The 22,048-nt window shown below is 43.7% G+C and carries 24 protein-coding genes and 1 pseudogene; 5 read left to right on the forward strand and 20 right to left on the reverse strand.

Going from position 1 to position 22,048, the window contains the following annotated elements; all coding sequences use genetic code 11:
* Positions 1-65: 65 nt before the first annotated feature.
* The 12 genes from FCL48_RS20100 to FCL48_RS20155 form a co-directional block, all read right to left on the reverse strand.
* A complete protein-coding gene (locus FCL48_RS20100; protein ID WP_136875007.1) occupies positions 66-290 on the reverse strand; it encodes a hypothetical protein in 225 nt (74 codons plus the stop codon).
* On the reverse strand, positions 262-804 hold the full coding sequence (locus FCL48_RS20105; protein ID WP_136875009.1) for a hypothetical protein: 543 nt from the start codon (positions 802-804) through the stop codon (positions 262-264). The genes FCL48_RS20100 and FCL48_RS20105 overlap by 29 nt, the downstream gene beginning before the upstream one ends.
* A gap of 433 nt (positions 805-1,237) precedes the next feature.
* Positions 1,238-2,404 carry a TraB/VirB10 family protein gene (locus FCL48_RS25270; protein WP_205747782.1) on the reverse strand — a complete coding sequence of 389 codons (1,167 nt, stop codon included), beginning with the start codon at positions 2,402-2,404 and terminating at the stop codon, positions 1,238-1,240.
* Positions 2,401-3,138 (reverse strand): type-F conjugative transfer system secretin TraK, encoded by a 738-nt coding sequence (locus FCL48_RS20115; RefSeq protein WP_136875011.1) that lies wholly within the window; start codon positions 3,136-3,138, stop codon positions 2,401-2,403. Before FCL48_RS20115 ends, FCL48_RS25270 begins: the two co-directional genes overlap by 4 nt.
* Positions 3,131-3,706: a type IV conjugative transfer system protein TraE gene (locus FCL48_RS20120; RefSeq protein WP_136875013.1), complete on the reverse strand. Its 576-nt coding sequence runs from the start codon at positions 3,704-3,706 to the stop codon at positions 3,131-3,133. The genes FCL48_RS20115 and FCL48_RS20120 overlap by 8 nt, the downstream gene beginning before the upstream one ends.
* Positions 3,703-3,984 (reverse strand): type IV conjugative transfer system protein TraL, encoded by a 282-nt coding sequence (traL, locus tag FCL48_RS20125; RefSeq protein ID WP_136875015.1) that lies wholly within the window; start codon positions 3,982-3,984, stop codon positions 3,703-3,705. The genes FCL48_RS20120 and traL overlap by 4 nt, the downstream gene beginning before the upstream one ends.
* Before the next feature lie 30 nt (positions 3,985-4,014).
* The gene (locus tag FCL48_RS20130; RefSeq protein ID WP_240744900.1) at positions 4,015-4,350 is read right to left on the reverse strand and encodes a hypothetical protein; all 336 of its coding nucleotides are present in this window, start codon (positions 4,348-4,350) and stop codon (positions 4,015-4,017) included.
* A gap of 62 nt (positions 4,351-4,412) precedes the next feature.
* Positions 4,413-4,916, reverse strand: coding sequence for an OmpA family protein (locus FCL48_RS20135; protein WP_136875017.1), 504 nt, complete (start codon positions 4,914-4,916; stop codon positions 4,413-4,415).
* Positions 4,917-5,063: 147 nt separating this feature from the next.
* A complete protein-coding gene (locus FCL48_RS20140; RefSeq protein ID WP_136875019.1) occupies positions 5,064-5,483 on the reverse strand; it encodes a hypothetical protein in 420 nt (139 codons plus the stop codon).
* Positions 5,480-6,013 (reverse strand): HTH domain-containing protein, encoded by a 534-nt coding sequence (locus FCL48_RS20145; protein ID WP_136875021.1) that lies wholly within the window; start codon positions 6,011-6,013, stop codon positions 5,480-5,482. The genes FCL48_RS20140 and FCL48_RS20145 overlap by 4 nt, the downstream gene beginning before the upstream one ends.
* Before the next feature lie 206 nt (positions 6,014-6,219).
* Complete coding sequence (gene trfA, locus FCL48_RS20150) at positions 6,220-7,164, reverse strand: plasmid replication initiator TrfA (RefSeq protein WP_169309297.1); 945 nt, start codon at positions 7,162-7,164, stop codon at positions 6,220-6,222.
* A gap of 63 nt (positions 7,165-7,227) precedes the next feature.
* Positions 7,228-7,461 carry a helix-turn-helix domain-containing protein gene (locus FCL48_RS20155; RefSeq protein WP_169309298.1) on the reverse strand — a complete coding sequence of 78 codons (234 nt, stop codon included), beginning with the start codon at positions 7,459-7,461 and terminating at the stop codon, positions 7,228-7,230.
* A 535-nt stretch (positions 7,462-7,996) separates the two neighbouring features.
* Here FCL48_RS20155 and FCL48_RS20160 point away from each other — a divergent pair.
* Positions 7,997-9,142 carry a helix-turn-helix transcriptional regulator gene (locus tag FCL48_RS20160; RefSeq protein WP_136875027.1) on the forward strand — a complete coding sequence of 382 codons (1,146 nt, stop codon included), beginning with the start codon at positions 7,997-7,999 and terminating at the stop codon, positions 9,140-9,142.
* Positions 9,143-9,245: 103 nt separating this feature from the next.
* Here the strand turns inward: FCL48_RS20160 and FCL48_RS20165 are convergent, their stop codons facing one another.
* Entirely contained in the window at positions 9,246-10,433 is a 1,188-nt protein-coding gene (locus FCL48_RS20165; RefSeq protein WP_205747783.1) for a Fic family protein, read from the reverse strand.
* Between the two features lie 521 nt (positions 10,434-10,954).
* Here FCL48_RS20165 and FCL48_RS20170 point away from each other — a divergent pair.
* A pseudogene (locus FCL48_RS20170) lies at positions 10,955-11,618 on the forward strand (transposase).
* Between the two features lie 96 nt (positions 11,619-11,714).
* On the opposite strand, the gene FCL48_RS20175 reads toward FCL48_RS20170, so the two are convergent.
* From FCL48_RS20175 to FCL48_RS20190, 4 genes are all read right to left on the reverse strand, one after another.
* Positions 11,715-12,935 carry an aminotransferase class I/II-fold pyridoxal phosphate-dependent enzyme gene (locus tag FCL48_RS20175; RefSeq protein ID WP_136875029.1) on the reverse strand — a complete coding sequence of 407 codons (1,221 nt, stop codon included), beginning with the start codon at positions 12,933-12,935 and terminating at the stop codon, positions 11,715-11,717.
* A gap of 18 nt (positions 12,936-12,953) precedes the next feature.
* Entirely contained in the window at positions 12,954-13,988 is a 1,035-nt protein-coding gene (gene tdh / locus FCL48_RS20180; RefSeq protein WP_136875146.1) for an L-threonine 3-dehydrogenase, read from the reverse strand.
* A 171-nt stretch (positions 13,989-14,159) separates the two neighbouring features.
* Positions 14,160-15,077 carry a cysteine synthase A gene (gene cysK, locus FCL48_RS20185; RefSeq protein WP_136875031.1) on the reverse strand — a complete coding sequence of 306 codons (918 nt, stop codon included), beginning with the start codon at positions 15,075-15,077 and terminating at the stop codon, positions 14,160-14,162.
* A gap of 58 nt (positions 15,078-15,135) precedes the next feature.
* Complete coding sequence (locus FCL48_RS20190; protein ID WP_169309299.1) at positions 15,136-16,371, reverse strand: dicarboxylate/amino acid:cation symporter; 1,236 nt, start codon at positions 16,369-16,371, stop codon at positions 15,136-15,138.
* A gap of 884 nt (positions 16,372-17,255) precedes the next feature.
* Here FCL48_RS20190 and FCL48_RS20195 point away from each other — a divergent pair.
* The gene (locus FCL48_RS20195) at positions 17,256-18,095 is read left to right on the forward strand and encodes a helix-turn-helix domain-containing protein (RefSeq protein WP_136875035.1); all 840 of its coding nucleotides are present in this window, start codon (positions 17,256-17,258) and stop codon (positions 18,093-18,095) included.
* A gap of 430 nt (positions 18,096-18,525) precedes the next feature.
* Here the strand turns inward: FCL48_RS20195 and FCL48_RS20200 are convergent, their stop codons facing one another.
* Positions 18,526-18,786: a type II toxin-antitoxin system RelE/ParE family toxin gene (locus FCL48_RS20200; protein ID WP_240744902.1), complete on the reverse strand. Its 261-nt coding sequence runs from the start codon at positions 18,784-18,786 to the stop codon at positions 18,526-18,528.
* Between the two features lie 449 nt (positions 18,787-19,235).
* Between FCL48_RS20200 and FCL48_RS20205 the strand changes: the two genes are divergently transcribed.
* Entirely contained in the window at positions 19,236-19,790 is a 555-nt protein-coding gene (locus tag FCL48_RS20205) for a tetratricopeptide repeat protein (RefSeq protein ID WP_136875039.1), read from the forward strand.
* Positions 19,791-19,953: 163 nt separating this feature from the next.
* Here the strand turns inward: FCL48_RS20205 and FCL48_RS20210 are convergent, their stop codons facing one another.
* Both FCL48_RS20210 and FCL48_RS20215 read right to left on the reverse strand, forming a co-directional pair.
* Complete coding sequence (locus tag FCL48_RS20210) at positions 19,954-20,172, reverse strand: toxin-antitoxin system HicB family antitoxin (protein WP_136875041.1); 219 nt, start codon at positions 20,170-20,172, stop codon at positions 19,954-19,956.
* Between the two features lies 1 nt (position 20,173).
* On the reverse strand, positions 20,174-20,614 hold the full coding sequence (locus FCL48_RS20215; protein ID WP_205747784.1) for a putative toxin-antitoxin system toxin component, PIN family: 441 nt from the start codon (positions 20,612-20,614) through the stop codon (positions 20,174-20,176).
* A gap of 349 nt (positions 20,615-20,963) precedes the next feature.
* On the opposite strand from FCL48_RS20215, the gene FCL48_RS20220 reads away from it, so the two are divergent.
* Entirely contained in the window at positions 20,964-21,860 is an 897-nt protein-coding gene (locus FCL48_RS20220) for a DUF6279 family lipoprotein (RefSeq protein WP_136875044.1), read from the forward strand.
* Positions 21,861-22,048: the final 188 nt, after the last annotated feature.

Below are 22,048 nucleotides of genomic sequence, written 5' to 3' on the forward strand. Positions count from 1 at the left end.
TGCATCATTTTTTTGATTGCTGATTCTTTGAACTTATCTGAGTAACGTTTTGACACTAGAGGCTCTCACTTCGCCCATTGGTTATATATGAAAATATTTGAAGTGCAAACTATTCTGACACATAGGGTGACATCCACATCCTGCGTTGCACGAATCGGAGGTGCGGCCATGTCAGTGAGTAGCAAACCGGTGGCACAACCACCCAGGAAAACCAGTTGATCGATCAATTCGTCAAGGAGTTCAACTGCTATTTCAAGGATTTCAATATTTGGGTTTGTTATCCGATGCATATTGCCCCAATCGCAAGCTCAATTTTTGAATGGCCATCTTTCTCTCTCTAGCTCGACCGCTGCGAATTACGTCCACCAAGGTTAGCAACTGATAGAATTCTTTATCAGCGCGCGCTGCCTGGGGTGCCGACTTATGGAGCGGTCGAAAAGCAATTCCACGAACCTCTCCATCTGGATCAGGCCAAACCGGGGGAGGTTCCATAGCGGAGCTGACCAACAATTCTGAAAGTGGAGGGGCTGCATAGGCTGTCGGCATCCCCCTTGTCATCTCTCCCTGCTCAGCCCAAAAAACATATTTGAGTCCATGGATAAGAAATTCCTCAAGATTGCTAAAATGAGGCACTATCTTATCATTCTGTCTTATTGCTAATTTTGCAGCCAACATCCGCTTGACTGCTGCATGAATCTGAGATGGGCTTATTCCTAGCTCCACAGACAAAATAGGATAGGACCATGTTTTTGATTTCATTACAACGAGCTTGAGCAGTATAAAAATATCCTGTGACTTCAACATGCGCCATTCTCCATTCTAGATTCGAGAATACAGAATAGCATGGGCGAAAATTAAAGTCCAAATTAAATTTACTTTTCCCGAGCTTTGTTGCCATGAAATAGAGATTCCAATTGGCAGTTATAAGGCAAGAATGAAATTCAAGACTTTACATTATCCTGATATGATCATCACTCCACCCCTGCCTTAAATCGCTGAAATGGAGCAAGTGCAAACTTTACCTTCCCAAAGAACATCTTTTTAAAACCACAAATCGATGCCAAACATTATTATCAAAAGGTTGTCTTGTGTATATTTATGTTTGGGCTCACTTTACATGAGGGGGCAGTGAAAGTCTTGTGCCAACTGGAGAGTGCAGGGCAAACTATACCAGGGCACTTCGGCTGCAGATAGATACGACTGGAGTTCATTGCTTAAATTTCAGAGATCGTAATCCCTATAAGGTCTCTCCTGCAGTTTCCCTAATTTCTAACTCTCTGCCTTCAGAAATAACAACAGTGATTTTCTTTGAGGCACCTACTTCAATGACTGGTGTTGCCTGTTTGGCAAGGCTCAGGTAGAAATCATGCAGGCTGGCTGCCCCTTCTGAGAGACCGCCACCTATCGAATATTTTGCAACTTGACCAGAATCGATGCTGGTTGTCGTGCCGAGAGCGGAGGTTGATTGAGTCGTTGCCGATGATTTCAGCATATCTCCCATACCACCAAAGAATCCAGCCACAATCGTTCTGGCAGTTGCTGCTCCCATCCTTGAGACGACTCTTCCGGACAGGCCGACTTTGCTGTCGGAGTCTGTGACAAAACCTTTAACCTGCGTATCGATGATCGCTTTACCCTCGTTACTGAGGCATGAGAGTGATACGAGACGCACATCGGCTCGTTCTTTATCCAGTCTACCCACGGCCTCGGCAATGACAAAACATCCTGCTAAATTGGCCTTGATATCATTTGGAAGAACGGCTGGGGTCTGAATTCTGAGAAGGAGTGGTTCAGGGTTGTTGGTTCCTTTACCTGAGGTAGAAGCGTCGAAACCGGTCAACAGCTTGGCCTCCATAAAAGAAGGAGGGAGATAGACTGTTCGTCCTTTTTTTTTACTGTTCTCAGAATCTAAATCCCTAGAAGTAATGGCCGAATTGGAAAGTACACTGATCTCACCGATCATCCTGGGCTCAGGTTGCGGTTGTGGCGGCAGGTTTGTCGGTATAGACCTGCTGCCGAGAGGCAAAGGCCATACCTGCTCTTCAGGTGGTGTTGCCTCAGGCTTTGCTTGTTGCGTCACCTGATCGGCAGTAGGGATCTCAGGGAGGGTATTTGGGGTGCTACTCTGTTCTTGTCTCTTTTGCTCTCGAGTTAATTTGTCTACCGATTCCTGGAGAGATTCAAGCTGGCGTCTCTGTTCCCGGAGCATGGTTTTTTGAATCAGGTCTGGTTCCAGTTGTATCTCACGAGTATTCTTTTGCCCAAAGAAGCCTTTGGAGGTACCAGGACTTGAAGAGTTGTATCCGGTAGCAACCAGAATTATAAAAATGACTCCGATCCCTGACCAGATAACAATCTTCTTTTGTTTGGGGCCAAGATCCTTGAATCTTTGTTTAAGGCTCATTGAACACGCTCCTTCTGATCCACGACGAAAACCATGGTGGATTGGTTCGGCTCTAAGGTGTGATTTTCGATAGAGACCGCAAGGATTGATTGGCTGATGGATGAGGAAAGAAACAATTGTTCATTCACGTCTATTGTTTTCTTAGAAAGGGATCTGGTCAAATACTTTTTTAGGCGCAGTCCAACGCCATCCACATCAACAACCTGCAGTAATTTCACCTCTAAATCTGCTGAAAGAGGAACCATCCTGGTTGATTCGCTTATCCTGTAACTTGTTGGGTAATTTCCATGGTAGGCTTCTTTGATGAGCAGGAGGGCCTGTTTTTCCAAGGGCATCTTTTGATAGTGGACAATGTTTTCCTTGAAAGTATCACCGTTAGGGGAGGCAAGACGAAGGGTTACCGAGGGGATGTCCGCTGGTGTAACGAGCAGGGTATAGACTGCGTTGTTGCAGACCACAAACAGCTCGCTCTGCGTATCTGCATAGAGATATTCATCCCCAAAATCCTCAATCTTGAATTTGATGAAGCCGTTATTGCCAGAAAAGTGCCCTGTCATTGCCTTTTCCTGGGAGAATATTAAATCGTTCATTGGCCCTGGGCAGACAATCCGATTGATGTCGTGGTTAGAGAGTTCAACGGAGGTTGGGAGCTCTGCTTGGATAACATCACTTGCCAGGCAATTACTGCTCAGAGTTGTAATCAAGACAGCTGTTGCGAGAAATAATTTAGTCACGTTCCTGCTCCTGCCTTTGTGTTAATTTTTCCTTGAACGATGTGATGTAAAACCTGCCATCTTCCAGGCGATAGTCAATCAGATAGGTCTTGCTACTGTTTTCAATAAGAGTATCTCCGGCATACTGTTTGAAGTTGCCAAAAACCTCTATGAAATCTTCACTAACCGCTATTTTCTCCAGATAGAAAACGGAACTGACCTGGGATTCTTCAACCCTGCTGGCCAGGGAATACCAGGATGTGGATGCCTGTGGATAGGTTTCGGGAGCAAAAAAGGCAAGAAGTTCCTCAAATTGACTCCGTGCCGTGGGCGGGGAGTAGGTGGCTGCAAGACCTACAATTCTTCTGCTCATATCCTTGATATAGACATCAGTTGGTTTGCCGTGGGTAAACTCCACAGTCCCAGTCATCGTAGGTGGAATTAAGACGACCCGTTGATATTTTACCGCTCGATACACCATGATTGAGTTGAAAATTACGGCAATGGCCATTACGGAGATAGCAAATTTCAGCAACCGATTTTGGGCAAAGAGATTACTCGTTTTTTGCAGAAAGATGTCTGTCTTCATTCATGAAACTCCCGTTGAAAATAGTCGGGATAATTATTCATCTGGATACAACCAAACATGTAGAGGAGGTGTTTAAGAAACCCTCTGGGTTTTGATCTCTTAGTCCTGGTGTAGAAGTATTGTGTGATCAGAAAAACGAGCCACATGATTTTGCCATAGAGGAGAGCGAGCGTTAGTGTAAATACACAGAGGATCAATTCATCAGTTTCAAACCAGAGTACCTGGATGGGTCTTGAGAGGTACTGGGGAAACCTGTGGGTGAAATTATTCTCGCTCATTTACCTTTTGCTCCAAGAAAACAAAGTTTCTTAAACGATCATTGCACCTATCGTCTGGACCACTGCATCGGCCTTTAACAGAAATGCTCCACCTAAAACAACTCCTGCTGCAGGTAAAATCATTTGTCGAATGGCAAGTATTGCAGAGAACACCATGCAGGCAACACCGGCCACAAAACCGATAGGTCCCAGCAGGATTTGGTTTACCCCGATATCATAAAGGTCATAGGCAAAGGAACCTGCAGCTGGCACGGTCATAGCCATGGCATTGCTTGATACCAGGCAAAGAGCCGCAATCATGACTATGGCTGCAAGTTTATTTCCCTGTTTTCCTAAATTGTCTTGTAGCAGGATTCTGTCGTTCATGCGTTTGTCTCCAGGTAAAGTTCTTTTTGAAATTGATTCAATATTGCTCATGTCTGTATCAGCTATTTTGTCGTTATTTCAACTCGACGATTTTTAAATAATTCCTCCGGATTGGTGGTTATGGGATTCATTTCCCCTTTCGCTTGCAGTGTGGTCACGGTGTAACCCTGGCTTTGAAGAAAATGGACGACAGCAAGGCCACGTTGGCGTGAAAGCATAAAGTTGTATTGCTCAGAGCCAAGTTCGCAGGAATACCCGGTGATGACCAGAGGAGTATGATGGGTTATTCCATGATTCTGCATGTCGGCAAGGAATCTTTGAGCGGCTATAGGTGAAAGAACTGCGCTGCCCAGTTCGAAAGGAATCATTGCGAGATGAACATTCTCTGCTGGTGATTTGTTTACTTTTGTGGAATCCTTGATCACAAAAGTAGTGGATGTGGTTGTCTTTGTAATATGCATTTGAAACTCGTATAGTTCCTGCCGAATCTCCATTGCCCATGGCGCTACAGGGAGTAAAAGGATGGCAGTCATTGCGAAAAATATGGTTTGGTTTCTATTCTTCATCTCTGTTTTCTTTTTTCAGGCCGTGTGACCTCTTTGATTTTTCATTTATTGTTCTTTTTGTAGAACGAGGTCCTTAACCCTTAAATGTAAGTGCCAATAAATGTTGTTTATTACTTCTTTGTTTGTGCTTTGTAAGAGGTCCTTTACTTAATTATTCGCCGCATTTTTTTCCCGATGCCTTACAACCTGTACCCGGTTTCTTATTTGATACAGGCGGATTATCTGCTCTTTTTTGAGGAGAAACTGGAAGGTGGTTTGGATTTCTTCGATGACAGTACGCATAGGGAGTTCTTTTCCAGGTTGCAGATTGTAGTAGCGACTATAGGCGTACCGTTCCCATTTGGATGACAAATCGGCAGTTCTCAAAAAGCTGAGTCGAGTCCTGATGGAAAGGCGGCTCAGTTGTGTTCGCAGCAGCTCTTTATTTCCCCAGATCTGTTCGAAAAAATGAAGATTGGTCAGGTCTGCCTGCCGGAGAGGATCTTCGATGATGCCCATGCGATGTAAATAACTGAGGGTGCGCTTGGGAATGGTGGTAACTTTTGCATAATCTGTGATTGAAATCATTGCGTGGCCTCCGAAATGCGTTGAAGAGTATTGCTTATCAGGCGGTAGGCCTGACGCTTACTGACCTTGAATTCCCTGGCGATATCTTGAGCACTGACAGGAGTGGGCTGCTCTAAAAGCCAGAGACAGATCTGCCGTTGACGCTTGCTGACCACTTGCAATACCTCGTCGATTCTGTCTGTTTCCGGTTCGATGACCTCTACGGTTTTTTCCTGAGGTGGGAGAAAATATTCTTCTAAGCAGTGAACTGTCTGAATACCGGATGCTAATTTGATGCAGTTGGTTTTGAAAATAACCCGGAAAAACGGTACAAATCTCTCCCGTTGGCCATTTTTCCTGCAACAGATCAGGGCGTTGTAGGCGGAAAGTGTTGCTTCCTGATAAAGATCTTCGCTATCACCTGCCATGAATTTGACATATGGCGCAGCAGCCAGGCGAACAAGCTTTTTGTTGGCATTCACCCATTGCATTGCGGTATTCCATGTTTCCCGGCTGAAGAGTTGTTGCTGGTAATGTTTTGAGTGTGTCATTTTGCTGTCGACCTCCTCTCTGATGTCTTCTCTTTAAAGATTAAAATAAGATTAAAAAAGATTAGGTAATTTCGGTCACCCGGCTAAAACTCAATGCTGTAGAGCATTTCAGCTGATTTTACTTTTGCAAAGTGTGAGTGCTATGCCCCCTTCGTGTGAGTGCTATGCCCCCCTGGGTGTGAGTGCTATGCCCCCGGGTGTGAGTGCTATGCCCCCCGGGTGTGAGTGCTATGCCCCCCAGGTGTGAGTGCTATGCCCCCCCCTGAAAATTCTTTTAGAAGGTTCTCCCTTGTTTTCTGTACATGCACCTTGTCATGGGTATCAATTTGCCAGTCTAGAATCGCCTTTACATAGACCAACTCATCCAACGCTGTACGCAGACTTCGCCTGAAATCAGTCAATCGATTGCAGTCGGAACCGCATAGATGTTTCAAGGTGACGACTTTTATGGGATAAGGTTTCTTGTGACTGGCGTAGAAGCCATGTAACCATTTGGCCAGGCTTGTTTGTAGACAGAGTCGTTGATGCCACTGTATCTGTGTCATGCCTGCAGCGAAGAGAACTGAGAGTTTGGAATTTAATTTTATCCAGTAGGTTTGCTCACTCTCTTTGCATATAAATTCATCGATGAGTGATCCGGCATACGTCAAACGCTCGTGAGTCGGAGTGTGGCGGGTCTCAATGGCCATTTCTATAGCAGTTGCTGTTAGGCGACGAAAACAATCTTTGAGCCATATTCGGCCAGACTTTCCTGGTTGACGACCTATTGAGCGAAGGAAGCTCTTGATCTCAAACCTCAGGTATTCTTCATTAATCTTTTCCATATGCCGCTGCCTGGATTGCAAATGAAAGGCATGAGCCAGAACATCGAAATCTCCCTGGTCGAGTTGCCACCCTGTGTAGCGGATGTTCAGCCCCGCAATAGAAGTAATAGGTTCTCCCTTGACTGCTTTTCGCCGGCCACGTCTGATTACTCTAAAGAGGGCAGAGCGGAGGTAAATATTGGGTACTCCATGGGTTGTTGCTGGCCAATCAGGCAGGACTAATATTTTATTTTGTTTTCGGATTGCGTCTTGGAGTTCCGGCGATAGTTTTGTGAGATAGCGCTCTTCCGCAGCATCGACAGCATTTGCATCAGAAGATTTGTCCATAAACGGCGTACTGTCGGTATTTGCTGAGTTATTCTTTTGTTCATGAGCGACTCTCGACGCCATTTATCGGCCACTGTGAACTTTTACACGGTTGCGTGGTTTACCGATTCTTACCGCATGGATCTTTTTACTCATAAACCAATTCGTCAGGTCTTTTTCCAGAATCAATACAGTCTTTCCTGGTTTATAAGCGGCCAGATCACCTTTCTTGATTGCTCGGTGGATAGTGTGGTAGCTGCACTTCGCCAGGTTCGCCGCCTCATCTATAGTCATAGGATTGTCTCGTATCATCTTCATATGCCTCATCAACCGTTGTACTAACTTTTTTATTGTTCTGTCGTTGGATACATTTTTGGTGTCGATTGACTCCTTAGCAATCTTGATTGAAGGAACAACCCTAATAGTCTCCTTGTCAGATCTTGGGCAATTTTGATATTCAAGTTCCTGAAAACAATATGATCATTAAAGTGCCATTTAAATTTCACATCGATAGTGCTTTACAATAACTGGAACAGTATGGTATATGCTTAATTGAGTGCAGGTTTAAAGTCAAATAAATAACGCAATAACAATTGTTTAGTGGTTTTTTAAATGTCGAAGTAAAAGGACATTTAGACGGGTTTTAGGCAGTAAAAATATACAGCCGTAATTTTAGTAAATGTCGATAAATTATGCCAAGTTGTTGTTGGGCCTGCCAATTCCGGCGTTACTTGTATTCGCAGAGGGGCAAGTTGAATTGAAATGGAGCATAAAGTTTAACAAGAGAAATTATTTTTAATCATAGTCCTGGTAATCTCTGAAAATTCCCGAAAATATTTATGGAGGACGCTTTATGAAACTTGAGTGGCGGCTAAAACAGGTATTAGAAAAGAATAATCTCTATAAATTTGGCGTGGAATCACATATTGCCAACGATTGTGGGTTTCACCGGCATACGGTTGGCAAGTTGCTTCGAAATCAGGTTCAGAGCTCCAAGCTTGAAGTTTTGGAAAAAATATGTGGATGGTTAATCGAAAAGGGCGTGCCTGCAGAGACACTGCCAGGTGCCTTGTTCGGTGTTAGGCCTTCTGGGTTATGGCAGGCGATGGGGCACTCAAAGAAGATTTTAATTTTCTTGGGGGAGTACCACCTTAAAGGAAGAACCATTACTACCCCGCAGGCTTCTCCGCCTGTTTCAATTTCCCGTCATGATTCGATTGTTTCTTCAAAGATCATTCATTTTCTCTCCACTGAAAACGAACTTCGCGACACGAGGCCTTCGGTGAAAATGCTCTATGTTCCTTTTTATTTTACCCCAGGTGTTTCTGATGTCAGAGGGGATGGGTTAGCAGGAGATAAAGATCGGGCAAGCCGTATCTTTGAAAATATGCGAAAGGATAAAGGAACTGGACGTTCCACCATTTTGATCGGCAGTCAGAGGGTGAATTATCTGGTTGAGTATATGGTGGCCGATCTTTTTAACTGTGAACCGTTTAGTCCAGCGGATAATGAACCAAATGTTCCTTTTTATCTCTGCTACAGGAAGTTTGATCGACTTGTGCCGAGTTGTTTTGGTGGCGAGAAGAATCCATCAGGTGGAACCGGTGAAAATTGCCATGGCACCTATTATCTGGATAAAAATTTTAACTGGCAGTTTCTGGAATGGCAAAGAAGGATCGCTGATGCCGGGATTGTCATTATAACTCGTGAAGCGGATACTGTTGAGATGGCAGCATTCGGTTTTTCCGGTCGATCGACTAATGCCATAGGTAACGCTCTGTTGCAGAAATCAGAATATTTTTGGCCAGATAACGGTAACGGAGAGAATTGTACTGTCGTTGCAGGCGGAAAAGAAATCGGCGTATATATCTGCCAGGTTGAGTTCTGTGAACAGAACACCAAAAGTGAGGACTGGGCTTATGAAAATTTTGAAAACGATATGGTTAAGATAATCCCTTTGAATCGTAAGGTGCTGAAAAAGTATCTCGATAAAGGCTAGTTTTCAAACGAATTTGAGCGATGGTTATTTCTTGTGTGACACAGGCATATCTTTCAGGATTAGGGGTAGGGTGATGGCCGTCTGAGACTGAAAGGACATTGCCTTAGCTAACTGGATACAATTTGGGGAACCATCGTTCAACAGCATCAAGAGGAAAAGAGAGCACGAGTGGACTGCGGGTACTTTTGGATTTAAGGTACCCTTTTTTTAGAAGGTCAGAGACGACCATTCGCGCCATACGTTCACCATAGCCGGTTATCTCAGCAGCGTGACCACGTTGTACTTCACCCGCGAGTAGTGCCTCACGCAGCAAGGGGAATGAGCCCTTTGGTAATGATCCGGCTCCCATTTCATCTTCTATATGAAGCCGCATCCGGCGAAGAAGGTCGTCTGGCTCAAGCAGAGAGGACATGTAATCAACCTGGTCAATGCAGATGGTCAGGAAAAATTCACAGAATTCTGTTAAGGCCAGGGTTGATAACGCACCACGTCCATCAAGATCACCATGCCGAGGAGCATCAGCTGCCATCAACAGGGCTTTGTAGTCCCTAACATTGCGAGCTAATCCCCGCGCTACTGACCAAAGGCTACTGCCGATTCCACAACGCAAAAGAGAGGCATGCGACATAAGGCGGGTGACACGGCCATTGCCATCATAGAAAGGATGTATCCATAGCAATCGATGGTGAATTGCCCCCAGAGCGATTATTTGACGAACACGTGATAGTTTTTTAGGGTCATAAACTTCGCTGAACCGTTTTAGAAAACTGAGTAGGGACTCGGCCTCCGGTGGAATATGTCTCCCAACCTGCACACCACTTTTTCGTAATTCCCCAGGAACGATATGCAAACGTTCGCCTGTGTCTGGATTTTGTGTCCAAAGTAATTCATCCGGCAATCGTTGACAAAATTCACGGTGCAACCAAATAATGTAGTTAAGGCTTGTCGTTTCAACCTGCAAATCATCATGATGATCAATCAGACGCTGAACTTCAATATGGGCAACAGCTTCACGTTGCAAAGCCCTTTTTTCAGGATCAGTGGAATAGTCGGCATGAATCAGCGCCCGATCTATGTCACGGGGGTGTGTGTCATGTCCCTCGATTAGGTTGGAGTAGTAACAATTCATTGAACGAACAAGATCGCCAATCTCTAAACGTACTGCCCGCGGCAACAGGCTTGCCAATCCACTGGCTTTTGTTGCCAGGTCAATTGCCAAGTCCTCTAGTTTTCGCTCTCCTTCCGGAGGTAGCATGGGCTCCATTGAGCTGGTGGTTACTGGAATTGACATATGCTTGAGATCCTTTGTGATATTGCCGGAAAAAAAAACAATTTTAAACACAATATATCAATGTCTTGTTAAACACAATAGATGAAATATTGCCGGATTGTTTGCCGGTTCTCTCTAGCCTTGGAGCAAGGAGATGTGGGGACCAATAGATATACCATGTAAGATAATGTGTTTAGAATTTGAATATACTGATTACGCCCAAAATTACGCCTAAGGTCTATAATATATTGTTATTACGTCTAAGTATCAGGATTCCTAATCCTGGTGTCGCATGTTCGAATCATGCCGGGGGCACCAATAAAATCAAGGCATGCTGCTTTTTGCTTTTGTGCTTAGGGACACAAAAAACCAGGTTGGGGACACATGGAAATGTGTCCCCTTTCTTTTTACACCTACGCCTTCCCTTTTAAAAACAATCTGATTACCCCTAAAGTTCAGTCGAGGTGAAAAGAGTATTGAGGTAGGACACTATTTGTCCTACCAGGTGTGTCATAATACCTCTAAAAAACAGGAGGAGGGACATGCCTAAAAACAAAATACAATTTCAAAAAGGTTTGAGCTTGCAGAACTTTCTAAAATCATATGGTACTGAAGAGGATTGTAGAAATCGGCTCTTTAACATGAAATGTCCTACTGGGTTTTGCTGCCCTCAATGTGGTTGCAACCACTATTATACCATAACAACACGCAATCTATATCAATGCACTGCTTGCAAACATCAAAGCTCTCTCATAAGTGGAACTATCTTCGGATCGTCTAAACTTCCCCTTACCACTTGGTTTCTGGCTATCTACTTCATAACTCAATCTAAAGATGGCTTATCGGCTCTCCATTTGAGAAGGCTACTTGGAATTTCTGTAAATGCGGCCTTCAGGATGAAGCAAAATCTAATATTTGCCATGTTGTGGATCTTCATCATTCAATCAACACTGCTGGGATATATGAAGATCCAGACAACAAGTTCTTTCATTGGGTCAATACCATGATTGGCAATGTCAAAAGGACTATTCACGGCACATATCATTCCGTAAGTTCCAAACACTTGCCTAGATATTTAGCTGAATTCAATTTTCGATTTAATAACAGGTTTGATATGGGCTCCATGATTGAGATTTTGATTAAGCAAGCGATTAAAACCCAACCTCACCTCAGTATAAATTAAAACGTGCTGAAGAATGGGGGTAATCAGAAAAATATATAATAAATCATACCCCGGTATAGCAATGAGCGGAAATACCGGAGTATGTGCAGCAACATGCTGAACCCTATTTTGATGTACAATTAAAACTTCTCAATTAAACTAAGAACACAATCAATATCATCATTGGTATGACAGGCATTTATTTGGAAACGAATGGTTTCGTCACCCTTTGGCACCACCGGAAACGTGAGCCCGACCACCAGCACTCCTTTTTCAAACAAATACTGGACCAAATCGTGAGTTTTGGCGGTATTCCGCATCATGAGCGGAACCACCGGGTGGGGGCCGGAAATGGACTCCAGGCCCAGATCATTAAGCCCCTGCCTGAACCTTTGGGTTACCACACCCAGATGGACAAGACGCTCCAGACCCTCAGGGCTGTCGCAAACGTCAATGGCAGCAGTGGCAGCAGCACAGTCGGCAGTACTTAGGGGATTGGTGTAAATATAGGTATCAGCTTTCTGGCGGACTGCTTCCACCAGGGTAGTGCTGCCGGCAATGAAACCTCCGTTTACACCAAACGCCTTGCCAAAGGTACCCACTATAATATCTGGCCAGGCACCAGCGTATTCAGGAGTACCCCGGCCCGTTTTTCCGTACGCCCCAATACCATGAGAATCATCCACCACAGTAATCACACCGTCTTTGAATTTATGGTCATAGGCCTTGCAAATCTCAACAATCTTTGAAATTGGGGCATAATCCCCGCGCATGGAAAAAATCCCGTCAAAAACAACCACCACTCGTTCCATGTCCGGAGAAACTTCCTCCAGACAGCGTTGAAGATCGTCCATGTCATTATGATTATATATCCCTTTGTTTGCACTTGGGATATCGGTTATCCGCATGGCCCGGATAATGGAATTATGGTTAAGCCGATCTCCGATCCAATGTGTCTTTTTATTAGTAATGGACAGAGCCAGGCCGCAATTGGATGTATAAGCCGAATTAAAAATTTTGGCTGCCGGTTTTCCCACAAAAGCCGCTATCCGCTCCTCCAGTCGGACATGAGGGGTAAATGTTCCGTCTATGAACCGTACAGCTCCCGGTCCCACGCCGAACTCGAGTGTGGCTCGGTCTGCCGCTTTCATCACTTCAGGATGAAAGGAGAGGGATAGATAGGAATTTGAATTTAGTCTGATGAATTCATTATCAGAACCGGATAATTTATACCGAGGACCAAATCTGCCTTTAGGAGGAATATATTGGGTTATGACGCGTTCTCGGTTTTTCGAACGACCCTCTTTTTTAAGTGCATCAATCTCTAGGTTCAGACCCCTATCAAGTTTATCTAAAGACACAATGATCCTCCTTGTTTTTTATTCAGGAACAGCCCAGTCAAGCACCACTTTTCCAGAGTTACCAGCCCCCATAACTTCAAAGCCCTTTTCAAATTCGGTGTAATGAAATCGGTGGGTAATCAGAGGACTGATGTCAAGACCTGATTGGATCATGGTTGTCATCTTGTACCACGTTTCATACATCTCCCGACCGTAGATGCCCTTGATGGTCAGCATGTTGAATACAACTGTGTTCCAGTCGATATCCGTCTTATCGGGCATTATGCCCAACATGGCAATTTTACCGCCGTGACACATATTGTCCATGATGTCTTTGAGAGCAGCCGGGTTGCCGGACATTTCCATGGCTACATCAAACCCCTCCTTCATGCCTAATTGTTTCTGGGAATCTTTAAGATTTACTCTTGAAACATCGAGGGCAAGGGTAGCCCCGGCAGTTTTGGCCAGCTCAAGGCGGAAAGGGTTGACATCGGTTACCACCACATGACGAGCTCCTGCATGACGGACAATGGCCGCTGCCATGCAGCCGATGGGACCAGCACCAGTGATGAGCACATCCTCTCCCAGCACGTCAAAGGAAAGGGCGGTGTGGGTCGCGTTGCCCAAAGGATCGAAACAAGCCAGGACATCCAATGGAATGGATGGATCGCAGTACCATACATTGGTGACCGGAATGGCCAAGTACTCTGCAAAGGCACCGGGACGATTCACGCCTACCCCTTTGGTATTTTTGCAAAGATGACGGCGTCCGGCCAGGCAGTTACGGCAGTGTCCGCAGACTAAATGGCCCTCACCGGAAACCAGATCCCCAGGTTTGAAATCCGTCACATGGGATCCAACTTTCTCAATGGTGGCCACAAATTCATGGCCCACATGCATGGGAATGGGAATTGTCTGTTGTGACCATCTGTCCCAATTGTAGATATGGACATCCGTGCCGCAGATCGCTGTTTTTAAAATTTTGATGAGTACTTCATTGTGTGAAATTTCGGGCACCGGAACATCTTCAAGAACTAGCCCTTTTGCTGGTGTAGCTTTTACCAATGCTTTCATGGTCTTCATGGCAGATTGCTCCTTGGAAATTGCCTTATTCTGAGAATAACGTCATATAGGCAAAGACGAATCAGAGAAAAATCGTTTGCCCGGATAATTGAAGGAATCCAAGCAAACGAATTGAAAAAAGTTTTTGATCTACGATGTGAGTGCACAAGTAAAGCCACCTTTTCATGAATTAAATAAATCCTCAACACTCAGGTAACGTTCTCCGGAATCCGCAAATATTCCAACGATAGTTTTCCCTTTATTTTCAATAAGTTCTCCCATTGTTTTTAAGACACAGGCAACAGCACCCGACGTGATACCTACCAGAATGCCTTCTTCGCCAGCAAGTTGCCTGCACATGGCAAAAGCATCCTCTTCTTTGACTAGCATAATCTCGTCAATGATGTCTCTATCCAAGGTTTCGGGAACAAATCCCGGTGCGGTACCCATCATGCGGTGGGGGGTAAAAATGCCTTGGGAAATGAATGGAGCACTTTCAGGCTCAATGGCCACAAGGCGGATATCAGGGTTCTGCTCTTTAAGGTATTTGCCCGTTCCGCAGATTGTGCCGCCAGTTCCCAAGCCTGCGACAAGAATGTCGATTGTTCCTTCAGTATCTTTCCACAATTCCGGACCCGTGGTTTTGTAATGGGCATTTGGATTATCCATATTGATGTGCTGCCCCACATAAAAATATTCCGGGTGCTCTTTTCTGATTTCATTCATTCTTATTTTAGCACCTTTAGTCCCAAGAGATGGATCGGTCAACTCAAGTTTGGCGCCAAGGGCTTTCATCACTTTGCGCCGTTCAACACTTTGGATTGCTGACATGCAAAGAATGAGTTTATACCCTTTGAGGGCCGAAATATATGCCAATGCCATACCTGTGTTACCGCTGGTCATTTCAATCAGAGTGTCCCCGGGTTTGATTTTACCGGCCTTTTCCGCCTGAGTGATGATGTTGAGCATGGGCCGATCTTTTAAGCTGAAAGGGTTCATGAATTCACATTTGGCCAGCAGGGTTGCATGACTTGAGAATTTATTTAATTTTACTAGGGGGGTATTGCCGATAAGGTCGAGCATTGAATTGGAGTAGCGCATTAAACTTTTTCCTTATGTAAATTTTACTGTCTGCAAAACCAAACAGGACACAGATAAATTATTTCTGCCAGTGCTTTGATGTTTTCCCGTCAAATAAATTTTCCATTTTTGATACGAGCGTTGAGCCGGCGATGTCACCGACCATGTTAGTGGCGGTAATCCCCATATCCAATATTCGGAACAAGCCGATCATCATTGCGCCGGCTTCAATGGGCAGGCCAAATGATGCCAGAAATATGGTTGTGGAGACGAAAATACCTCCTGGAATACCAGGGCTGCCCAGTGTTAAAATAAGGCCCATTAAGGAAAATTGTAAAATCGTAATGAATGTAATGTCCAGTCCTACAATTTGAGAGGCAAAAACACCCATAATCCCGAACCAGATAGCATTTCCGTCCATATTCATTGTGGCGCCCAAAGGAATTGAAAAACTTGTTATGCTAGTGGGCAGGCCAAGGTCCTCTTCGGTGACACGCAAGGAGACTGGTATGGTCGCAGCACTGCTGCACAAGGTAAATGCTGTCAGCCACACTGGCTTGACTTTTTTCAGGAAAGTAAGGGGATTGAGCCTGACAAAAAGAAAGATTACTCCGAGGTATACTATGATGACCTGAAGAATAAGCGCAATGTAGACGCTGGTGAAAAACCGGGCAAAAGGTCCGAATATATCCATACCGAATTTCCCGGCTGTCCAGGCCATGAGGGCGGCAATACCGTATGGGGCCAGTTCCATAACCATCATAATTACCTTCAGCATTAAGGTGGAAATGTCCTTAAATGCGCCAGTCAGTCGTGTTTTTGTCTCACCGCCGATCAATAAAATGGCAATCCCTGTAAAAATTGCAAATAAGATAACCTGGGGAAGCGCACCATCTGACATGGCGCTGAAAATATTTCCCGGCACAAAGGAAGAAAGCGTATCCCAGAAACCTGACATGGTCTTCACTGTGGTGTCTTCAACAGCAGTATCAAGGGTAATACCGATTCCCGGTTTGAACAGCTTGCCGATAAAAGCCCCGATCATGGCTGCGATAAATGTGGACAGCATGTAATAAATCATTAACTTGCTGCCTGCTTTTCCAAAATGTCGGGCATCATCCATCTGACCGATGCCGTATACCACATTGGCAAAAATCAAAGGAACAACCGCCATTTTCAACAGTTTCATGAAAAGCATACCGATGGGATTTAGGGATATTCCAAATTCTGGAAAAATAAACCCGATAGCCAATCCGATGACCATGCCGATAAAAATTTTGTTTGCTAGCCCAATTTTCTTTTTAGATAGAACCATTACACCCTCCATTAAACGTTAATTGAACACACACGCCTTAATTAATACCACCAACGGGTTTTAGCGATTATGACTGTTCACATCCGCTATCATCTCAGCCAGATGTTTGTTCATAAAATAAATGCAAGAACCCACATGAAAATTGAATTTGCATCTAATTCAACTTGTATCTAATCCCCTGTCTTCATAAGAGTTGTACCATGAAAAAAAATGGAATTCTTCAATGAATAATGATTTTCATACAAATCATTGATGATTAATTAATTTGAATCACCGTGTGGACTGAAGTGTTTTTCATATAAATCATGTAGGTTTATGTGATTGACGCTTACCTTTCACTGAGGATTATGTTGATAGCTCGACATCAATCCACCGCTAGGCTGCGATAAATCAACAACCTAGGCGCCACTAAAAATCTTGGCCGATGTCGGCTAATCAGGTTCCGTCTTAATAATCTTATTAGAATCAATTCAAATAGAATGATTGAAATCAAAAAATTGCGACCAATGATTTTTTTGTTTTGGTAGAATGTCAATCATCTTGATAATATTATTAACATTAATGAATTAAGATGAAACTTGAGAGCTTTACAAGGAAAGAAAAAAACTGAGATCTATTGGAGTGAGGTGATTGTGGAGTTAGCATCGATTAATAACGTATTTGTGGTTATGCACCACACGGCCAAGTGCCAACCGTTGAGATTGATGCGAAGAGATTCTCGGTAAATATTGTTAAGAGTTTGAATTTTGTTATAGAATTGAATATAGGATATCCAAAGAAAACTGAAGGGTTTCGATTTTGACTGGAACACAATTTTCATACATAAATGATTATGTATGATGTGAATTGTATAAGAGCAAACTTCTAATAATATAGTACAAATCATGGATAGAATAATTTTTCGTGAAAATTCAGAAATTAGTATTGCCCATACAATTTCAAAAAATCACTTTCCTAAGAAAGTGGAAATGGTGTCTGAAGTGTCACCTGTCCGTGAAGATCAGATTATCTTCAGCTACCCTTTTTATCGCTTGGTATTCTGTACTTCTGGCAGCGCTGAATTCATAATTATAAAAGAAAAAAAGCCCTTCACACTTGAAGTATCTGAAGGGAATGCAATGATCATCAAACCGGAGGCCTTTATAAAAAGCATCAATCATAAACCATACGAAACATGCGGTATTCTATTGAGACCTCAGTCAATGGATTATTTCACGAACGATCATCTATGTCGTCACAGGCATCGATTCATGTTGCCTATACGATATGTTAGAAAGGAACTTTATCTCCTTTTTGAACAATGCGTTGAATTCTCAAATATTGATCGATTACGACAACAATATGCTATGTTAATTTGGGCTCACTTCGATGAAATTATAAAAAAACAAACGCAGTCAAAAGGGGCTCATATAACATTCATTAAAGTAAAATATTATGTGATCAAACATTTTCAGCATGGAATCAACAGGAAAATTGTCGCTGCAGAATTGGGATTGAATCAAGATTATCTAAATGCACTATTCCAACAGTTTTCCGGGCTCAGCTTCACTCAATATCTCCTGAAAATCAAATTGGAAAAAGCAAATGAACTTCTACACGATAAAAATTTATCTATTTCACAGATTGCCAAATTAGCAGGTTTCGGCTCAAACACATACTTTGGACGTCAATTTAAAAGGTATTACAATATGACACCACTTCATTATCGAAAATCATTAGATTGACTTTAACAAACAATGCAATAGCTTGTTAGTTCAGCGGGCAGATAAGCGAATGTCGATCGATGCTAGCTAAACCCAGCATGGGCAAAATGCACTCTGCCTCGAACCTGTAAATTTCGACATTAATGCCCACCGGTTGAGTGGTTTTTCGTTGAGATAGCCCTTTAGAAGGTCAAAACATTTCGACAACCTCTTAATTTGATACAGCTACTGTGAAAGTAGACCTGCCTATTCATCTGGAATAATTCAAAAATGGAGTAACTTCAGACTGAACCTTACCAAAGACCTTATAGAAATAGATACTCCGTCCTTTCATCTTTCTTCAATTTCAGCATACATACAGCATTGCCTACCTTGAATAATCCCTGCATGCCACAGATAGCCACATTGGCAGCTATGTGGTTATCTTGTTAGGTGTCAGGTTCTTTATCGGTTATTCTTCCGGCTCCAAACGTTTTTTCTTATCCATGCGGGAGTGTAGGACGGGGACGATTTCTATGTCTTGGAGGTGTTCCCTATAATAGATGACATAGTTTTGAAACTTGCTGACAGGAAAGAAACGCATACCTTCAGGTTGTGCCCGTTTCGTTTGATACAAGGTGCCCATGCGCGGTTCGGCGAGAAGGGATTCAAAAGTTTTTTCAGCAGTCTGATCAACGCGGTCGGCTGCATCCTGATTATCCCGTGCTGACACGGGCTTCAATAAAAGCTCTCATTTCATCGGGCATCGAAATGTTTAGGGTCGCCATGGTGTTACCTCCTTTGGTAGGTGTCTGCACGGACAATATAGCCTCTATGGCAAAGTTTGCCAACAAGAAGAGGTGACTTGTGCTTGGCGATCCCACCAAGGTCGACGGAGTTCGTGCTTGGCGCCCAGAGCAGCATATTGCAACAGCGGGCCTGGCAACTGTGTAAATGTAAAGAGATGTCCACTGGCACGCCTAGGTCAATTAAGGAGTAGAAAGGTTCCTTCTTCCTGACACCTGCAAGACCATCCTACCTGCCATTGTCTACCATGCTGACGCCGAGAACCGTACAACTCTCGATAGACAGATGTGGAATATCCTTGAGTCATAAATAACGATGCTTATTCTTTTTTAAAGTAGGGGGTAATCTCCCCACTATGTTCATAGGAGGTGTAATATGAAAACTGCATCAGATAGAATGAAAGGAAAAAAATATTTTCTCGACGGGAATTTACCGGCCAGCATCAAATCGTTTACCAAGGCGCTTGAAAAAGAGCCAGGATCTCCGGAAATCTTGCTTGGCAGGGGGGCCGCATACCTGAAACTTGGCCGGTTTGATAAAGCTGTTCAAGATTTGTCCAAAGTGCTTGATGGTGGTGGTGATTGCGAAAGAGCCTTTTTTCTCCGGGGCATTGCATATCTCAACGCTAGTGAATTCGATCAAGCCTTGGCAGATCTCAACCGGGCTTTGGAGTGCAACAGAAAAAGAGGTGCAGCAATACTTGCCAGAGGGCTAGGACTCTCCAGTTTGGGTCGTCACAAAGAAGCAGAGAGAGATTTTACTAACTCATATGTTCTGGATAGTATTATCATTGATGAGTTTCTAGAAGAGTATGCGATATCAGAGGCTCTGTTCAAGCAGGCAATGGAACTTTTCAATGTCGATACGGGGCAATGGAGACTGCTTCTGACCGAAGATGAAATGGCGAAAATGGAAATCGCACACTATTAAAATGAGGGAGATAGCTATTCAAGTCCTGTCAAGTTTTTGTGACCATTTTGGAATTGGCAGAGGAAATCTTAAATTGTACGGTGTGATGGCACACTTCTTTGTTCTGAGCAGAAGAGCATTATGATACCCTCTTGATCAGCTATTTCCGTAAAAGAAGACAATTTTATTGTTCCGAATTGTCCAGTTTATCCATGATCTTCAACCCTTCTTTAGCAGAACCTCTGGCAGCTCTTAGCTGAAATCTTGTATAAGCATCATTCTCAGCTATAGCGGTAGTTGCAAGCTCATCCATCAGTCGATTCAAGCTTATCCCTTTATTTTTTGCTAATATTTTCAGACGCTCATGTTTGTCATTTGGTAATCGGACAGTAAGAGTAGCCATGTTACACCTCCTTAATAAAACTTACCGGGTCAATCACTTTCAGTTGAGGGAATTGCAGCTCCGGATTCTTGAAATCTTTGATGTTTTTCGTTATTAGAAAACTGGCGCCGCCTGCTATTCCAAGTTCAATCAGATGGTTGTCGGCTTCATCCCTCAAGGTTGGTCTCCACCCATAATAGATTGTCACCCACTGACATATACTCAGAATAGCATCGAGCAAGGTGTTTCTTTCATGTAGGGAAAGTGGGCAATTCCGGAAAAGCTGTTCCCTTTTAACGAGGTCCTCATATTCTTGAAAAAGAGCATTACCCATTAAAGGTGTATATTTCTTTTCCAGGCAACCACGTAGTACAGCACGGCTTGCTCCTTTAGGACCAAGTAAAGCAGAAACAAAGACACTTGTATCGAGAACAATTTTCTTCATGGAGTTGTGATAGCGCATATGCTGTCATAAATCAAGGATATATCAATGCAGATCAGCTATCGGAGATTAAAATGAATACATGGTGGATTGTTTTTCAACAGCGGCTACGGAAATATTTTTTGGTAAGGTCTACTTTATAGTTGCTCCATTTCTGAGTAATTTTAATAGAATAGGCGGTAGTACCATCTCAGGAAGCATGTTAACTTTTTTCATAACACACATTAGCCTTTCGTTTAGCAATAGAAAGGTTACAGGTATAGATTATTTGTAGTGAGCACCTGTATTGATGTACTTGAGAGTACCCTGTGATGATGCCTCGTCGAAATATGATGAATCGGTAATATACTGTTTTAAAATCAATTGACCTATGGAAAGCCAATCACCCTTCTGGTTGAAAGAAATTAAAAAGGTTGCGGTAATTATTGCGATAGTCCTTGCGTTTGCCAGTTGCAGCTCTACAAAATTTGCTTACCGATACGCCGACTGGGGTATCGTCTGGTGGGTTGATGACTACATCTCGATGACAGATGAGCAGGAAAATCAGCTTAAACGAGATATTCTCGCTCTGCGGGATTGGCACTGTAGGACAGAGTTGCCCCGCTATTCGCAATGGCTGAAAAATCTAAAGGAGGACGTTAGGTCCGGCAACCTGGAAAATGCCAGGGTTTCCTATCATCTGGAACAGTTGTTATCCTTTTCTCCACCGCTGGCAGATCGGGCAAAACCGGCGGCGAAACGTCTACTGTCGAGCCTTTCCGACGAGCAGGTTAGAGAGCTTGCGGAGAACATGGCCGAAAACCAAGCAGAATTGAAGGAAAAGCTTCTGGCAGAAAAGGCTGAACAAACCCGGCAGGCCCGGACAGAGCGAACAAAGGAGAGGATTGAACGTTGGTTGGGTACCCTGAATGAGACCCAGACCCGTATCTTGGAGCAGTGGTCCTACGATCGTGGCCGTCAGACCGAAATCTGGCTGGAAGGCCGTCAGACCTGGCAACGGGAACTACTTGAGGCGTTAGAGCAGAGGAAAGAAGCGAGCTTTGACCGTGCAATCGACAATCTGATCGATAACAATGAGGCGTTGCGAGGACCGGAGTATGAGCAGATGATGGCAAAGAGCCGAGCTTCGATGACAGACCTGTTGACAGACCTGCTTGAGGAGGCAGACCAGGAGCAACTTGATTTTTTGTTGGACAGAGCCGCCACCCTGAGAGACGATTTCAATAAACTCGCCTGCACCGGGGAAAATACTCCTGGGATAGAATAGCTGAAAACGAATATTCAGATATCACTCTAATACTCATCTGCCCTCCTTATCTGCTCAAATTACCCAAGCACAAGCTGTGAATGATTTTTCTGTTGTAGAGCATTGAGAAAAGGAAAAGATGATCATCCGACGTTTAGAAAAAAACAAACAGGAATAAGAAAACCGAGAAGTACAAAATGGAGACAGCA

Origin of the sequence: Desulforhopalus sp. IMCC35007, from assembly GCF_005116575.1 — a bacterium.
In the GTDB taxonomy this organism is placed as follows: Bacteria; Desulfobacterota; Desulfobulbia; order Desulfobulbales; family Desulfocapsaceae; genus Desulforhopalus_A.

Excerpts from the sequence above, each read along its gene's own strand:
- FCL48_RS20100 (WP_136875007.1), bottom strand. The coding sequence starts at position 290 with ATGCATCGGATAACAAACCCAAATATTGAAATCCTTGAAATAGCAGTT.
- FCL48_RS20105 (WP_136875009.1), bottom strand. The coding sequence starts at position 804 with ATGTTGAAGTCACAGGATATTTTTATACTGCTCAAGCTCGTTGTAATG.
- FCL48_RS25270 (WP_205747782.1), bottom strand. The coding sequence starts at position 2,404 with ATGAGCCTTAAACAAAGATTCAAGGATCTTGGCCCCAAACAAAAGAAG.
- FCL48_RS20120 (WP_136875013.1), bottom strand. The coding sequence starts at position 3,706 with ATGAAGACAGACATCTTTCTGCAAAAAACGAGTAATCTCTTTGCCCAA.
- traL (WP_136875015.1), bottom strand. The coding sequence starts at position 3,984 with ATGAGCGAGAATAATTTCACCCACAGGTTTCCCCAGTACCTCTCAAGA.
- FCL48_RS20130 (WP_240744900.1), bottom strand. The coding sequence starts at position 4,350 with ATGAACGACAGAATCCTGCTACAAGACAATTTAGGAAAACAGGGAAAT.
- FCL48_RS20135 (WP_136875017.1), bottom strand. The coding sequence starts at position 4,916 with ATGAAGAATAGAAACCAAACCATATTTTTCGCAATGACTGCCATCCTT.
- FCL48_RS20140 (WP_136875019.1), bottom strand. The coding sequence starts at position 5,483 with ATGATTTCAATCACAGATTATGCAAAAGTTACCACCATTCCCAAGCGC.
- FCL48_RS20145 (WP_136875021.1), bottom strand. The coding sequence starts at position 6,013 with ATGACACACTCAAAACATTACCAGCAACAACTCTTCAGCCGGGAAACA.
- trfA (WP_169309297.1), bottom strand. The coding sequence starts at position 7,164 with ATGGACAAATCTTCTGATGCAAATGCTGTCGATGCTGCGGAAGAGCGC.
- FCL48_RS20155 (WP_169309298.1), bottom strand. The coding sequence starts at position 7,461 with ATGAAGATGATACGAGACAATCCTATGACTATAGATGAGGCGGCGAAC.
- FCL48_RS20160 (WP_136875027.1), top strand. The coding sequence starts at position 7,997 with ATGAAACTTGAGTGGCGGCTAAAACAGGTATTAGAAAAGAATAATCTC.
- FCL48_RS20165 (WP_205747783.1), bottom strand. The coding sequence starts at position 10,433 with ATGTCAATTCCAGTAACCACCAGCTCAATGGAGCCCATGCTACCTCCG.
- tdh (WP_136875146.1), bottom strand. The coding sequence starts at position 13,988 with ATGAAAGCATTGGTAAAAGCTACACCAGCAAAAGGGCTAGTTCTTGAA.
- cysK (WP_136875031.1), bottom strand. The coding sequence starts at position 15,077 with ATGCGCTACTCCAATTCAATGCTCGACCTTATCGGCAATACCCCCCTA.
- FCL48_RS20190 (WP_169309299.1), bottom strand. The coding sequence starts at position 16,371 with ATGGTTCTATCTAAAAAGAAAATTGGGCTAGCAAACAAAATTTTTATC.
- FCL48_RS20195 (WP_136875035.1), top strand. The coding sequence starts at position 17,256 with ATGGATAGAATAATTTTTCGTGAAAATTCAGAAATTAGTATTGCCCAT.
- FCL48_RS20205 (WP_136875039.1), top strand. The coding sequence starts at position 19,236 with ATGAAAACTGCATCAGATAGAATGAAAGGAAAAAAATATTTTCTCGAC.
- FCL48_RS20210 (WP_136875041.1), bottom strand. The coding sequence starts at position 20,172 with ATGGCTACTCTTACTGTCCGATTACCAAATGACAAACATGAGCGTCTG.
- FCL48_RS20215 (WP_205747784.1), bottom strand. The coding sequence starts at position 20,614 with ATGCGCTATCACAACTCCATGAAGAAAATTGTTCTCGATACAAGTGTC.
- FCL48_RS20220 (WP_136875044.1), top strand. The coding sequence starts at position 20,964 with ATGGAAAGCCAATCACCCTTCTGGTTGAAAGAAATTAAAAAGGTTGCG.